Here is a 13,496-nt window from a genome sequence, read left to right on the forward strand (position 1 = left end):
ACGCGATGACTATATCGTGACAAGAAAAACAATTCCGCCGCCCAATTCGACAAAGAGGCCGCACGCGTAAGCGGGCAGCCTCTTGTCAAACCACGAGCGATACTTACTTCTTGGTCGCAGCTACCTGGGCAGCTACTTCGGCAGCGAAGTCGACCTCAGCCTTCTCGATGCCCTCGCCTACTTCGTAACGAACGAACGAAACGATTTCGGCGCCGGCTTTCTTGGCCAGCTCACCGATCTTGATTTCCGGGTCCTTGACGAACGGCTGCTCAACCAGGCTGGCCTCGGCCAGGAACTTGTTGATACGACCCTTGATCATGTTCTCGACGATATTTTCCGGCTTGCCGGCAATCTTGTCAGCATTGAGCTGCAGGAAGATTTCCTTTTCCTTGGCAACCAGCTCATCGGAAACGTCAGCCGGGCTCAGAACAGCCGGATTGCTGGCAGCCACGTGCATGGCGATATCCTTGGCCAGCTCGGCATCGCCACCCTTCAGGGTGACCAGTACGCCGATGCGATGACCATGGAGATAGGCACCAACCACTTCGCCCTCAACTGCGCTAAGGCGACGGATGTTGACGTTCTCGCCACACTTGGCGACCAGCGCCTCGCGAGCGGATTCGCGAGAAGCTACTAGCGGAGCCACTTCGGTCAGTTTCTGCTCGAAAGCTTCGTCCAGGCTATCCTTGACGAACGCTTTGAAGTCATCCTGCAGAGCCAGGAAGTCGGTCTGCGAGTTGACCTCGATGATCAGGCCACGGCCACCTTCGACGCGAACGGCGATCGAACCTTCGGCAGCGATGTTGCCCGACTTCTTGGCTGCCTTGATGGCGCCGGAAGCACGCATGTCGTCGATCGCTTTTTCGATGTCGCCACCGGCGGCAACCAGAGCCTTCTTGCACTCCATCATGCCCTGACCGGTACGCTCGCGCAGTTCTTTGACCAAGGCTGCAGTGATTTCTGCCATGTTGGGAATCCTCTCGATTTGGTTTCTAAACCACTCACCCATGACACGGGTGATCAATTCGCAAGAGACAAAAAGGGGGCCTAGCCCCCTTTTTGTTCATCGGGTGTCACGCTGCAGTGCGCTGCGCTCAGCCCTGAGCCGCTTCGGAAGCAACTTCCTCGACGAACTCGTCAGCACCACCGGCACCGTTCTGGCGACCGCGCAGAACAGCATCAGCCATGGAGCCGAGGTAGAGTTGCACGGCACGGATGGCGTCATCATTACCAGGAATGATGTAGTCAACGCCTTCAGGGCTGCTGTTGGTATCAACGATGCCGATGACCGGGATACCCAGCTTGTTGGCTTCGGAAATAGCAATGCGCTCGTGATCGACGTCAACGACGAACATGGCGTCCGGCAGACCGCCCATATCCTTGATACCACCCAGGCTGCGATCCAGCTTTTCCAGATCACGGGTGCGCATCAGGGCTTCTTTCTTGGTCAGCTTGTCGAAAGTGCCGTCCTGGGACTGAACTTCCAGCTCACGCAGACGCTTGATGGAAGCGCGGATGGTCTTGTAGTTGGTCAGCATGCCGCCCAACCAGCGATGATCGACATACGGCGAGCCGCAACGAGCAGCTTCTTCGCGAACGATCTTGCCAGCGGAACGCTTGGTGCCAACGAACAGAATCTTGTTCTTGCCTGCAGCCAGCTTTTCAACGAAACGCAGCGCGTCGTTGAACATCGGCAGGGTTTTTTCCAAGTTGATGATATGGATCTTGTTACGCGCGCCGAAAATGTACTTATCCATTTTCGGGTTCCAGTAACGGGTCTGGTGGCCGAAGTGCACACCGGCCTTCAGCATATCGCGCATAGTGACTTGAGACATGATCAGTCCTCGAATAAGTCGGGTTAGGCCTCCACGCGTCCCGATATCCAACTCTTGCGAGCACCCAGGATACCGTGTCGACACGTGTGTGGGGTTAGGCCCGACGGGGTCTACCCCGTTGAGCGGCGCGTTTTATAGCACAAAGACTACCCAGAGGCTACTGCCTTGACGCCTCGGCGGCACGCTCAGCAGCTCGACCAGCCCTGACCTGCAGGCATTGGGTGCTTTGGTTTATCATCGCGGCTTTCCGTTATTGCCTTCGCCTGCGGGCGCATTAAGAGGTTTGCATGACTGTTACCATCAAGACGCCCGAAGATATCGAAAAGATGCGTATCGCCGGGCGGCTCGCCGCCGAAGTTCTCGAGATGATCGGCGAGCACGTCAAGCCGGGCGTCACCACCGAAGAACTTGACCGCCTCTGTCACGAGCATATCGTCAATGTGCAGCAAGCCATTCCCGCCCCGCTGAATTACAAGGGGTTCCCCAAGTCGATCTGCACCTCGATCAATCATGTCGTCTGCCACGGCATCCCCAACGACAAGCCATTGAAAGAAGGCGATATCGTCAACATCGACATCACCGTGATCAAGGACGGCTATCACGGCGACACCAGCAAGATGTTCATGGCCGGCAAGGTACCCGAGTGGGCCGAGCGACTCTGCCAGGTCACTCAGGAATGCCTATATAAAGGCATCGAGCTGGTTCGCCCAGGCGCCCGCCTCGGTGACATTGGCGAGGTGATCCAGAAGCATGCCGAGAAGAATGGCTTTTCCGTGGTCCGTGAATACTGTGGCCATGGCATCGGCAAGGTCTTCCACGAGGAGCCACAGGTGCTGCACTACGGGCGAGCTGGCACCGGCCTGGAGCTCAAGGAAGGCATGACCTTCACCATCGAGCCGATGATCAACCAGGGCCGTTCGGAGACCCGCTTGCTCGGCGACGGCTGGACCGCGATTACCAAGGATCGCAAGCTGTCGGCGCAATGGGAGCACACCATTCTGGTCACCGCAGATGGCTACGAAATTTTCACCTTGCGCAGCGACGACACCATCGCCCGCACCTCCGCCTAAGATTTCCCCAGCCGCAGCACCCATGGGAGGACGTTCGCATGCCCCAGGTCGATCCGGAGCTGTTTGACCGCAGCCAGTTTCAGGCGGAGCTGGCGCTGAAGGCCAGCCCCATCGCCGCGTACAAGAAGGCCATACGCCAGGCGCGACAGGTGCTAGACGAGCGCTTCAAGTCGGGCCGGGATATCCGCCGCCTGATTCAGGACAGAGCCTGGTTCGTCGATCAGATTCTGCGCTCGGCCTGGGACCGCTTCGACTGGAACAAGGGCGCCGATATCGCCCTCGTCGCGGTAGGCGGCTATGGCCGGGGCGAATTGCACCCCTACTCCGACATCGACCTGCTGATCCTGCTCGACGATAACGACCAAGAGATCTTTCGCGACGCGATCGAAGGTTTCCTCACCCTGCTTTGGGACATCGGTCTGGAAGTTGGTCAGGCCGTGCGCTCGGTTGCCGAATGCGCTGAGGAGGCTCGAGCCGACCTCACGGTTATCACCAACCTCATGGAAAGCCGGACGATCGCAGGCCCCGAGCGCCTGCGCCAGGCGATGCTGCAGGTCACCAGTACCGAGCAAATGTGGCCGAGCAAGGAGTTCTTCCTCGCCAAGCGCAACGAGCAGCGCGCGCGCCATGCGAAGTACAACAACACCGAATACAACCTGGAGCCCAACGTAAAGGGCTCCCCCGGAGGTCTGCGCGATATCCAGACCATCCTCTGGATTGCCCGTCGGGAATTCGGCACCCTCAACCTGCAAGCCATGGTTGATCAAGGCTTTCTTACCGAAGGCGAACACAGCCTGCTCACGGCAGCTCAGGAATTCATCTGGAAGGTCCGTTACGGCCTGCACATGCTTGCCGGTCGCGCTGAAGATCGCCTGCTGTTCGACCACCAGCGCAGCCTCGCCGCGCTGCTGGGTTACGAGAACAACGATGCCAAGCTGGCCATCGAGCGCTTCATGCAGAAGTACTATCGGGTCGTCATGAGCATCGCCGAACTCAGCGACCTGGTCGGCCAGCACTTCGCCGAAGTGATTCTCTGGGAAGGCGAATCAGGCCCGATCGTGCCGCTCAACAGCCGCTTCCAGGTTCGCGACGGCTACCTTGAAGTCAGCAACCTAGCCATCTTCAAACGAACGCCGTTCGCCATTCTGGAAACCTTCGTGCTGCTGGCCCAACACCCGGATATCCAGGGTGTGCGCTCCGACACCATTCGTCTGCTCCGCGATCACCGCTACCTGATCGATGATGTCTTCCGCCAGGACCTGCGCAACACCAGCCTGTTCATCGAACTGTTCAAGTGCAAGGAAGGTATCCACCGCAATCTCAGGCGTATGAACCGCTACGGCATTCTCGGCCGCTACCTGCCGGAATTCGGACACATCGTCGGGCAGATGCAGCACGACCTGTTCCACATCTATACCGTCGATGCGCATACGCTCAATGTCATCAAGTACTTGCGCAAGCTGACCAAGCCCGGCGTCGCCGAGAAGTATCCGCTGGCCAGCAAGCTGGTCGAGAGGCTGCCCAAGCCAGAGCTTATCTATATTGCCGGGCTCTACCACGACATCGCCAAGGGTCGTGGCGGCGACCATTCGGAACTCGGCGCTGTGGATGCCGAGCAGTTCTGCAGCCGCCACAAGCTGCCGGCATGGGACACGCGGCTGGTGGTCTGGCTGGTGGAAAACCATCTGGTCATGTCCACCACTGCGCAGCGCAAGGATCTATCCGACCCACAGGTGATCAACGATTTCGCCCAACTGGTCGGCGACGAGACGCACCTGGACTATCTTTACGTCCTGACCGTGGCCGACATCAACGCCACCAACCCGACCCTCTGGAATTCCTGGCGTGCAAGCCTGCTGCGCCAGCTCTACACCGAAACCAAACGGGCGCTCAAGCGTGGCCTGGAGAACCCGCTGGGGCGTGAGGAGCAGATCCGCCAGACCCAGCGCGCTGCGCTAGATGACCTGGTGCGTCAAGGCACCGACCCGGATGACGCCGAGCAGCTCTGGGCGCAACTCGGTGACGACTACTTCCTCCGTCATACAGCCATCGACGTCGCCTGGCACACTGACGCGATCATCGAGCACCCTGCCAACGGCGGGCCGCTGGTACTGATCAAGGAAACCACTCAGCGCGAATTCGAAGGCGGCACGCAGATATTCATCTACGCGCAGGACCAGCATGACTTCTTCGCCGTGACCGTGGCAGCCATGGACCAGCTCAACCTGAATATCCATGACGCCCGCATTCTAACGTCCAGCAGCCAGTTCACCCTCGACACCTACGTCGTGCTGGATGCCGACGGCAGCCCCATCGGCAACAATCCGGAACGTATCGAGGAAATTCGTAGAGGCCTGATCGCTGCGCTACGCAATCCGGACGATTACCTGACCATCATCCAGCGCCGCGTTCCTCGGCAGCTCAAGCATTTCGCGTTCCCGCCGCAGGTCACCATCCATAACGACACGCAGCGGCCGCAAACCATTCTGGAGATCATCGCGCCGGACCGGCCAGGCCTGCTGGCTCGAGTGGGCCAGCTGTTTCTCGATTTCGATCTATCGGTACAGAACGCCAAGATCGCGACCTTGGGCGAACGCGTGGAGGACGTGTTCTTCATCACCGATGCCGATAATCAGCCGCTGTCCGATCCGCAGCTATGCCTGCGCCTGCAGCAGGCGCTAATCAAGGAACTGCAGCAGGAGAATGAACAGCAGCCCTCCCCGAGCAGCATTCTGATCTGAGCGCCCCACCCCGGCCCTACCTGCACGCCCGCAGGTAGGTGACCGCCTCAATCCCAGGGTTTGCCGCGCGTCTGCTCGACGGCCGGCAGCTTCTGCTGCATCGCAGCCTTGGCCAAGATATGCGCACTGACTGGCGCAGTGAGGAAGAGAAACAGCGTGATAAGCAGCTCGTGCAGGCTCAAGCTGTCGCTCTGGTTGCTGAAGAAAATCATCGATGCAATGACGATGCCTCCGACCCCGAGCGTCGTCGCCTTGGTCGGGCCATGCAGACGCGTATAGAAATCCGGCAGGCGATACAAGCCAATCGCACCGATCAGCGCGAAAAGGCTACCGATGATCAGGAACACGCTTACTAGCACTTCAATCCAGAATGGCATACCGCTCCCCTCAATCAATGATGTCGCCATGCAGCAGATGCTTGCCGACCGCCACAGTACTGACGAACCCCATCACGGCGATCAGCAGTGCCGCCTCGAAGAACAGATCCGAGGCGAGCCAGATACCGAACAGCACGATGAGTGCAAGGGCGTTGATGTATAGCGTATCGAGCGCGAGCACACGGTCGGGCATGTCCGGGCCCTGGACCAGGCGGATGACGTTCAGCACAGCCGCCACTCCCAGCACGGCCATGCAGAGCGGAATTACGTAGGCGAGCATTCGAAGATCTCCAGCAGCGGCGCTTCATAGTTGCGTTTGACGTCAGCGATCAGCGCATCGACATCCGGCACGTCCAGCGCATGCACCATCAGCAACCGACGGTCGGGGCTCAGGCAAGCCGATACCGTACCCGGCGTCAGCGAAATGATGCTGGTGAGCGTTGCCAGGGCAAACTCGTTCTCGATCGCCATCGGCACCTCGATGAATGCCGGACGCAGGTTCTTCTTCGGCCCCAGCACCAGCTTGGCTACCTGCACATTGGCAATCACGATGTCGTAGAGAACCTTGAGCGTGAACAGGCACAGCTTCAGCGGCTTGCGTATCGTGGGCACCTCGATGAGGAAACCGCGAACAAGAAGCGGAATACCCCAACCAAGGAACAGCCCGAGCAGAACATGCCCAAAGCTCAACGTGTTATGGAGCAGCAGCCAGAGCAGCGCCAGCAAGAGGGTCAGCGCAGGACTCGGTAACCAGCGGGCCTTCATGCTGCACCTCCCTGAATGATCTGCAGATAGGGTGCGACATCGAGCAGCTGCGCTGCGGTAGCTTGCATGAATGCCTGTAACGGACCGGCCGCAGCCACCAGAACCACACTACCCAGCAGAAGCCCCACTGTCGCGACCACGCGGATTGGATCGGCAGTGGGTCCTACCGCCTCCGACGCATGACGCCAGAACACCAGGCTACCGGCGCGACTCAAGGCGATCAGCATACCCAGCCCGCCAACCAGCACGACAGCCCACAGCGCGATGGCATCCGGACCCAGCTCAATGGCACGCAACAGCATCACCTTGCCGAGAAAACCGGAAAAAGGCGGCAATCCGGCAACAGAAATCGCTCCCATGAAGAACAGCGAGCCAAGCAGCAACGGCTGGCGCAAGGCTGGAGCCGAGATCAGATCAGTACCCAGATCGCCGCGCTGACGAGCGATCAGATCTGCAAGCAGGAACAGCCCACCCGCGACCAACGTACTGTGCACCAGGTAGTACAGCGCAGCGGCGAGACCCGCATCGGTACCCAGCGCGATACCGGCCAGCAGCGTACCCACCGATACAACTACCAGATACGCGAGCAGCACCTGTAGGTTGCGTGCGGCCAGCGCACCGAGCACCGCCGCGCCAAGAGTCAGCAGAGCCAGTGGCCAGAGCCAGACTTCGACCATATTGCTCAGCTCACCCGCTTCGCTACCGAACACCAGGGTAAATACTCGAACGATCGCATACAGCCCGACCTTGGTCATGATCGCGAACAGCGCGGCGACCGGGGCAGTTGCCGACGCGTAGGCACGTGGCAGCCAGAAGTACAGTGGCAGGATGGCACCCTTGAGCGCGAAGACCACCAGCAACAGGTAGCCGGCGGCCGCAAGCAACGGAGCGTCAGCTGGATCGGCCACGCTCACGCGCCCCGCCATATCGGCCATGTTCAACGTGCCCAGCAGCCCGTAAAGCATGCTGACCCCGATCAGAAATAGCGAGGAGCCAAGCAGGTTCAACACCACATAGTGCATGCCCGCACGCACTCGCTTTTGGCCATGGCCATGCAACAACAAGGCATACGAGGAGATCAGCAGAATCTCGAAGAAGACGAACAGATTGAACAGGTCGCCTGTGAGGAATGCGCCGTTTATACCGAGCAGCTGAAACTGATAGAGCGCGTGGAAGTTGGGCCCACGCTCATCGTCACCACGACTGGCATACAGCACAGCGAAGCCTGCCAGAACGGCCGTCACGAGCAACATGAGCGCGCTGAGACGGTCGAGCATGAGGATGATGCCGAATGGCGGCTGCCAGCTTCCCAACGCATAACTGCGCAGTTGGCCATCATCGGAAAGAAGCACTAGCCAAAGTGCAATCGGGACCAGCGCCCAGGTCGCTGCCAGTGAAAGCATTCGCTTGGCCGGTTTGCCCATCCGGTGAGAGAGCAGCAATAGCGCGCCCACGATCAAGGGCACCAACAACGGAAGGATTAACGCATGGTTCATTTGCCCGGCTCCTGCCCATCGACATGGTCGGTGCGCAGCTCACCAATGCTGCGCAGCGCCAGGACCACGACGAACGCCGTCATGGCAAAGCCGATGACGATTGCGGTAAGAACCAGCGCCTGAGGCAGCGGATCGCCGTGTTCGGCGCTCTTGCCTATGACGCTCGGAACGCCGGTCGCCAGGCGTCCCATGGAAAAGATGAACAGATTGACCGCGTAGGAAATCAGCGTCAGCCCCATCACCACCGGAAAGATCCGAGCGCGCAACAGCAGATAGACGCCGCTTGCGGTCATGATTCCAAGCGTAATCGCGAACACAGCCTCCATCACAGCACCTCCATGTTGGAATCGTCCTGCCTGACTTGGCCGATATTGGAAAGGATCAACAATGTCGCTCCAACAACCACCAGATAAACCCCTAGATCGAACAGCATTGCAGTGGCCAGCTCGAACTCGCCAATGAGCGGCAGATGGAAATGATCGAATGCCGATGTCAGGAACGATTGACCGAACAGCAAACTACCCAGCCCGGTTGCGCCAGCAATGAGCAGCCCCGCCCCGCACATCGCGTGGTAGCTGAGCGGCTGCCGCGCCTGTGCCCAGGCCACACCATGAGCGATGTACTGCAGAATCAACGCGACGGCCGTGATAAGGCCGGCGATGAAACCGCCACCTGGCAAGTTATGGCCACGCAGGAAGATGAACGCCGAGATCAGCAAAGCCATAGGAAGCAACGCACGCGCCAGCGCATCGAGCACCATTGGATGCTTGTCCAGCGACCATAGCCGCCCGCCCGCATCTCGAATCGGATGCGGCAAGCGCAGGCCATAGAGCAGGCTGTAAATCCCAACACCTGCTACCGCCAGAACCGCGATCTCACCCAACGTATCGAAGCCGCGGAAGTCCACAAGGATGACGTTCACGACGTTGGTGCCGCCGCCGCCGGAGACACTGTTTTCGAGAAAGAACGAAGCAATGCTGTCGTACTCGCGCGTCAGCACGGTATAGGCCAGCAAAGCCACCATCGTGCCGCAACCGCCAGCAAGTATGAAGTCACGGAAAGCACGCAAGCTGCTCGACTCCGCCGGTGTGCGGTCAGGCATGAAGAACAGCGCGAGAATCAGCAGGATGATGGTTACGACCTCTACCGACAGCTGCGTCAGCGCGAGATCCGGTGCCGAATAACGGGCAAATGCCAGCGCGACCATCAACCCGACGACGCTTAGCACGATCAGTGCAACCAGTCGCTGGCGATGGAACAGCACGGTCAGCAGCGAGGTGAGCCCGAGAATTACCATGCCCATCACAGTGATACCGTCCAGCGGCGTGAGCGCCACCGGCCCGTGCAGGGTTTCCAGAGGCGTCAAGGCATACACCACCAGCACCAGCGTACTGATAAGCATCAGCGCGATATAACGCTGCAGCGAGCCGTTCTCCAACAGGCCGGTGATGTAACGAGCACCAAGCGTCAGCCCTCCCATCACTCGCTCGAATACTTCCAGCGAATCGACTGAAGGTAATCCTTCGTACCAGCGGAACGCCCACTTGCGCAGCGAGTAAATGAGGATGCCGCCAATCAACGCGACGAAGCTCATCGCTAGTGGCAGATTGAAACCGTGCCAGATCGACAGGCTGTATTCGGGCACGTTGCCATTCAGCGTACCCGACACGGCAGCGGCCAGTAGCGGCCCCACCGTGAACGCCGGCAGCATGCCTACCAGCAGACAAAGCAGCACAAGGATTTCCACCGGAATCTTCATGTAGCGTGCCGGCTCGTGCGGTGGGTATTTCGGCAGATCGACCGGCTCGCCATTGAAGAACACGTCATGCACGAAGCGCAGCGAATAGGCTACGGAAAACGCACCGGCAAGGGTTGCGGCCGCCGGAATGGTCCAGTAGAAGCTTCCGAGCAGATGCTGATCGAGTGTCTCGGCGAAAAACATCTCCTTGCTCAGGAAGCCATTGAGCAGCGGCACCCCGGCCATGGCCAGCGATGCCACCATGGCGAGCGCCGCGGTGTGAGGCATGTACTTCCACATGCCATTGATACGCCGCATGTCGCGGGTTCCAGTTTCGTGATCAATGATCCCCGCCGCCATGAACAACGAGGCCTTGAACGTCGCGTGATTGATGATGTGAAATATCGCCGCAACGGCCGCCAGACGAGAATCCAAACCAAACAGTAGCGTGATAAGTCCCAAATGGCTGATTGTGGAATAGGCCAGCAGTCCTTTGAGGTCGTGCTGAAACAGAGCCATCACGGCACCCAGCAGCAACGTTGCCAGACCGGTAACGCTGACCAGATAGAACCACCACTCCGATTCAGCCAGTGCTGGATAAAGCCGAGCGAGAAGGAATACACCAGCCTTGACCATGGTCGCCGAATGCAGGAAGGCGGAAACCGGCGTCGGCGCGGCCATGGCCTGCGGCAACCAGAAATGGAATGGAAACTGAGCCGACTTGGTGAATACGCCAAGCAGTACGAGAATCAGCGCCACAGGGTACAGAGCATTGGCGCGGATCAGATCACCCGACGCCAGCACCGTGGTCAGTTCAAGGCTGCCGACGATATACCCGATCAGCAGAATCCCTGCGAGCAATGCCAGCCCGCCGCCGCCCGTCACCGCCAGAGCCATGCGCGCACCCTGACGGGCATCCGCTCGGTAGTTCCAATAGCCAATCAGCAGGAACGAAGACAGGCTCGTCAGTTCCCAGAACATCAGCATCAGCAGCAGGTTCTCGGACAGCACCACTCCGAGCATCGAACCCATGAACAGCAGGAAGAACCCGTAGAAGCGCCCCATAGGGTCCTTCTTCGACAGGTAGTAGCGCGCGTAAAGAATTACCAGCAAACCAATACCGAGGATCAGCAAGGCAAACAGGAAGCCCAAGCCATCCAGGCGCAGGCTTAAGTTCAGGCCAAGCTGCGGCAGCCAGTCGTAATGAATGATCTCGGTATGACCGGCAAACACTTCAGCCCGTTTGCTCAGCAGAAGAATCAACGCCGCCAGCGGAGCCAGACCAGCACCGAAGGCGCAAGCAGAGCGACCAAAGCGCTCGAGAAACAGAGGCAAAAAGATGCCCAAAAATGGCAAAGCGATAATCAGCGCAAGCGCCATGAACGAGACCCCTTAAGCCGCCGGTATGGAGGCATTCCTTTCCCTGCAGGCACAGCAACTGCCTGAAACAGCACATAAATGTGCGCCCGATTATCCATACGGATGATGCCGACGTCATGGATTCATGTATTTCGAAAAACAAAAAGGCGCTGCCTCCGTCCCGTTTCTGGAACGTTAGGCAGCGCCTGACTTCAATTCTCGGCCGTAGCCGAAGCGGTCACGGCGCCACGCGGCTGGTACCACTGACGGTCATGATGCGAACCCGCTGACCGACGCGGAAGACCTGGTTGGGTTCAACCGCCTGTACGTAGGCGCGCATGCTGCCATCATCTTCACGCACGGTAATTTCTACGCCCTGTGTACGGGTAATTCCCTCCTCCGCAGCGGCGCCCAGCATTCCGCCAGCAACCGCACCGATGACTGCTGCGACTGCGCTGCCGCGACCGCCGCCAACGCCACTGCCGGCAACCCCACCGACGACGGCACCCGCGCCGGATCCGATTGGCGTTTTGGTTCCTTCGATCTTGACCGGGCGCAGCGACTCAATAGTGCCGTAGCGCACGGTCTGAACGGCGCGCGCCTCGTCTCGAGAATAGGTGTCTCCGGTAAGGCTGGAGGCGCAGCCGCCCATGGTTAACGCCAAGGCAGTGAAAGAAGCGACAAAAATGGAATTACGCATTGTGATTCTCCTGCAGACAGCTGATTCGTTCCGGGGTGGCGTTGGGCGGCAGCGACGAAAAAGCGCTTGGCAACTTCAGCGTCCTGCCCCAGCATTTGCCATCTTCGAAGCATACACATGCGAGTCGAACCTGGCGTGCCGGGTTCCTTTCCAAAGAGACAACCCATGGATTACTTCATCATAGCCATCACCACCGTGGCCGGCCTGGCTTTTCACGGTTGGCTGATCATTCGCTTCCGCCGATGGGCCGACCGAGACCTTGCTTTATCCATTGCAGGTAGCGACCCGGAAAAACGCAGCTGGATGCTTCAACAGCTCGCCGAAGCCAAAGCCCACAAAATCAAACGAGGGGATTTGCAGAACTGGCTTGAACAGCAGGCTCAACGCTACCCGGCCGCTTGACCCCAGCAACACGGCCAAGCTCCAGCGCTTATCAGCATAAGCTCACCATGGGACCGCGAGGCGAAGGGATCATCCGGACCAGCAGCTCGCCGATGGTTACAGCAGATTACGATCTGCCATTGCAAATGGCAGATCACGCTACGAGACCATCGGCAGGAGCTACCGCACCGATCCTCTTAGCGATTTCGCTTGAAAAATCACTGCCCTTGAAACGCGCTTCGCATACGCCGGCGCGAGCAGGCTTCAGGGCGCCAAACGCTCGCGCTGCCAGCTATTGGCAATCAGGCGATAGTCCAGCCGATCATGCAGGCGGCTCGCACGGCCCTGCCAAAATTCCATACGCTCTGGCAGGAGGCGATAGCCGCCCCAGTGCGGCGGACAGTGTGGCGCCTTGTCGAGAAAGCGCTGCTCAGTTTCCGCCAGCAGACGTTCCAGTTCAGCGCGATCACGAATCGCCTGGCTCTGCGGCGATGCCCAGGCGCCAAGCCGACTACCCAATGGCCGAACCTGGAAGTAGGCGTCCGACTCTTCCTCCGTGACCTTCTCGACGCGCCCTTCGATGCGGACCTGGCGCTCCAGTGTCGGCCAGAAGAACGTCATCGCAGCATAAGGCGCAGCATTCAGCTGCTCACCCTTGGCACTGTCATAGTTCGTGAAAAAGGTGAAGCCGCGGTCATCAAGAGCTTTGAGCAGAAGGATCCGGCAATGTGGACGACCGTCTGCATCGACCGTTGCCAGCGACATTGCATTGGGTTCCACAGGCGCCTGCTCTGTCTCCATCGCCTCGCTGAACCACTGACGGAACAGGCCGAACGGTTCGGCTGGCGCATTGGCTTCGCTGAGGCCGTCACGGGTGTAATCGCGGCGCATATCGGCCAGGGTCTGGATCATCGCGTGGCTCCTCGTATGAATAAGCAGGCTTCAGCGTACCAGGCGGCTCGCAACCGGGCGACGAGCAGCGCGCTGGAACGGCCTGCGGATGCGAAGAGTATCTGCGCTCACGCACGAAGCGC

General features: G+C 59.3%; 13 protein-coding genes. 3 read left to right on the top strand and 10 right to left on the bottom strand.

The window, feature by feature from the left end; genetic code table 11:
* Positions 1-103: 103 nt before the first annotated feature.
* Positions 104-967 (bottom strand): translation elongation factor Ts, encoded by an 864-nt coding sequence (tsf, locus tag SM130_RS14800; RefSeq protein WP_102825277.1) that lies wholly within the window; start codon positions 965-967, stop codon positions 104-106.
* Positions 968-1,094: 127 nt separating this feature from the next.
* Positions 1,095-1,835, bottom strand: coding sequence for a 30S ribosomal protein S2 (gene rpsB, locus SM130_RS14805; protein WP_038661667.1), 741 nt, complete (start codon positions 1,833-1,835; stop codon positions 1,095-1,097).
* Between the two features lie 287 nt (positions 1,836-2,122).
* Between rpsB and map the strand changes: the two genes are divergently transcribed.
* Both map and SM130_RS14815 read left to right on the top strand, forming a co-directional pair.
* On the top strand, positions 2,123-2,905 hold the full coding sequence (gene map, locus SM130_RS14810; protein ID WP_102825276.1) for a type I methionyl aminopeptidase: 783 nt from the start codon (positions 2,123-2,125) through the stop codon (positions 2,903-2,905).
* Between the two features lie 38 nt (positions 2,906-2,943).
* The gene (locus SM130_RS14815; RefSeq protein ID WP_102825275.1) at positions 2,944-5,646 is read left to right on the top strand and encodes a [protein-PII] uridylyltransferase; all 2,703 of its coding nucleotides are present in this window, start codon (positions 2,944-2,946) and stop codon (positions 5,644-5,646) included.
* A gap of 47 nt (positions 5,647-5,693) precedes the next feature.
* Here SM130_RS14815 and SM130_RS14820 read toward each other — a convergent pair whose 3' ends face one another.
* The 7 genes from SM130_RS14820 to SM130_RS14850 all read right to left on the bottom strand — a co-directional run bounded on the left by SM130_RS14820 (position 5,694) and on the right by SM130_RS14850 (position 12,081).
* Positions 5,694-6,023 carry a Na+/H+ antiporter subunit G gene (locus SM130_RS14820; RefSeq protein WP_102825274.1) on the bottom strand — a complete coding sequence of 110 codons (330 nt, stop codon included), beginning with the start codon at positions 6,021-6,023 and terminating at the stop codon, positions 5,694-5,696.
* A 10-nt stretch (positions 6,024-6,033) separates the two neighbouring features.
* Positions 6,034-6,303: a K+/H+ antiporter subunit F gene (locus tag SM130_RS14825; protein ID WP_102825273.1), complete on the bottom strand. Its 270-nt coding sequence runs from the start codon at positions 6,301-6,303 to the stop codon at positions 6,034-6,036.
* Positions 6,288-6,788, bottom strand: a complete 501-nt coding sequence (locus tag SM130_RS14830) for a Na+/H+ antiporter subunit E (protein ID WP_102825272.1) — start codon at positions 6,786-6,788, stop codon at positions 6,288-6,290. The genes SM130_RS14825 and SM130_RS14830 overlap by 16 nt, the downstream gene beginning before the upstream one ends.
* The gene (locus SM130_RS14835; RefSeq protein WP_102825271.1) at positions 6,785-8,284 is read right to left on the bottom strand and encodes a monovalent cation/H+ antiporter subunit D; all 1,500 of its coding nucleotides are present in this window, start codon (positions 8,282-8,284) and stop codon (positions 6,785-6,787) included. The genes SM130_RS14830 and SM130_RS14835 overlap by 4 nt, the downstream gene beginning before the upstream one ends.
* Positions 8,281-8,610, bottom strand: coding sequence for a Na+/H+ antiporter subunit C (locus SM130_RS14840; protein ID WP_102825270.1), 330 nt, complete (start codon positions 8,608-8,610; stop codon positions 8,281-8,283). The genes SM130_RS14835 and SM130_RS14840 overlap by 4 nt, the downstream gene beginning before the upstream one ends.
* Complete coding sequence (locus tag SM130_RS14845) at positions 8,610-11,402, bottom strand: monovalent cation/H+ antiporter subunit A (protein WP_102825269.1); 2,793 nt, start codon at positions 11,400-11,402, stop codon at positions 8,610-8,612. Before SM130_RS14845 ends, SM130_RS14840 begins: the two co-directional genes overlap by 1 nt.
* Before the next feature lie 217 nt (positions 11,403-11,619).
* Entirely contained in the window at positions 11,620-12,081 is a 462-nt protein-coding gene (locus SM130_RS14850) for a glycine zipper domain-containing protein (protein WP_102825268.1), read from the bottom strand.
* Between the two features lie 165 nt (positions 12,082-12,246).
* On the opposite strand from SM130_RS14850, the gene SM130_RS14855 reads away from it, so the two are divergent.
* On the top strand, positions 12,247-12,483 hold the full coding sequence (locus SM130_RS14855) for a hypothetical protein (protein ID WP_102825267.1): 237 nt from the start codon (positions 12,247-12,249) through the stop codon (positions 12,481-12,483).
* A gap of 243 nt (positions 12,484-12,726) precedes the next feature.
* On the opposite strand, the gene pdxH is transcribed toward SM130_RS14855, so the two are convergent.
* Positions 12,727-13,374 carry a pyridoxamine 5'-phosphate oxidase gene (pdxH, locus tag SM130_RS14860; RefSeq protein ID WP_102825266.1) on the bottom strand — a complete coding sequence of 216 codons (648 nt, stop codon included), beginning with the start codon at positions 13,372-13,374 and terminating at the stop codon, positions 12,727-12,729.
* Positions 13,375-13,496: the final 122 nt, after the last annotated feature.

It is taken from the genome of Stutzerimonas stutzeri (assembly GCF_038561965.1).
GTDB classification, from domain to species: domain Bacteria; phylum Pseudomonadota; class Gammaproteobacteria; order Pseudomonadales; family Pseudomonadaceae; genus Stutzerimonas; species Stutzerimonas stutzeri_AA.

Coding starts and splice junctions, on each gene's coding strand:
- tsf (WP_102825277.1), bottom strand. CDS start 967: ATGGCAGAAATCACTGCAGCCTTGGTCAAAGAACTGCGCGAGCGTACC.
- rpsB (WP_038661667.1), bottom strand. CDS start 1,835: ATGTCTCAAGTCACTATGCGCGATATGCTGAAGGCCGGTGTGCACTTC.
- map (WP_102825276.1), top strand. CDS start 2,123: ATGACTGTTACCATCAAGACGCCCGAAGATATCGAAAAGATGCGTATC.
- SM130_RS14815 (WP_102825275.1), top strand. CDS start 2,944: ATGCCCCAGGTCGATCCGGAGCTGTTTGACCGCAGCCAGTTTCAGGCG.
- SM130_RS14820 (WP_102825274.1), bottom strand. CDS start 6,023: ATGCCATTCTGGATTGAAGTGCTAGTAAGCGTGTTCCTGATCATCGGT.
- SM130_RS14825 (WP_102825273.1), bottom strand. CDS start 6,303: ATGCTCGCCTACGTAATTCCGCTCTGCATGGCCGTGCTGGGAGTGGCG.
- SM130_RS14830 (WP_102825272.1), bottom strand. CDS start 6,788: ATGAAGGCCCGCTGGTTACCGAGTCCTGCGCTGACCCTCTTGCTGGCG.
- SM130_RS14835 (WP_102825271.1), bottom strand. CDS start 8,284: ATGAACCATGCGTTAATCCTTCCGTTGTTGGTGCCCTTGATCGTGGGC.
- SM130_RS14840 (WP_102825270.1), bottom strand. CDS start 8,610: ATGGAGGCTGTGTTCGCGATTACGCTTGGAATCATGACCGCAAGCGGC.
- SM130_RS14845 (WP_102825269.1), bottom strand. CDS start 11,402: ATGGCGCTTGCGCTGATTATCGCTTTGCCATTTTTGGGCATCTTTTTG.
- SM130_RS14850 (WP_102825268.1), bottom strand. CDS start 12,081: ATGCGTAATTCCATTTTTGTCGCTTCTTTCACTGCCTTGGCGTTAACC.
- SM130_RS14855 (WP_102825267.1), top strand. CDS start 12,247: ATGGATTACTTCATCATAGCCATCACCACCGTGGCCGGCCTGGCTTTT.
- pdxH (WP_102825266.1), bottom strand. CDS start 13,374: ATGATCCAGACCCTGGCCGATATGCGCCGCGATTACACCCGTGACGGC.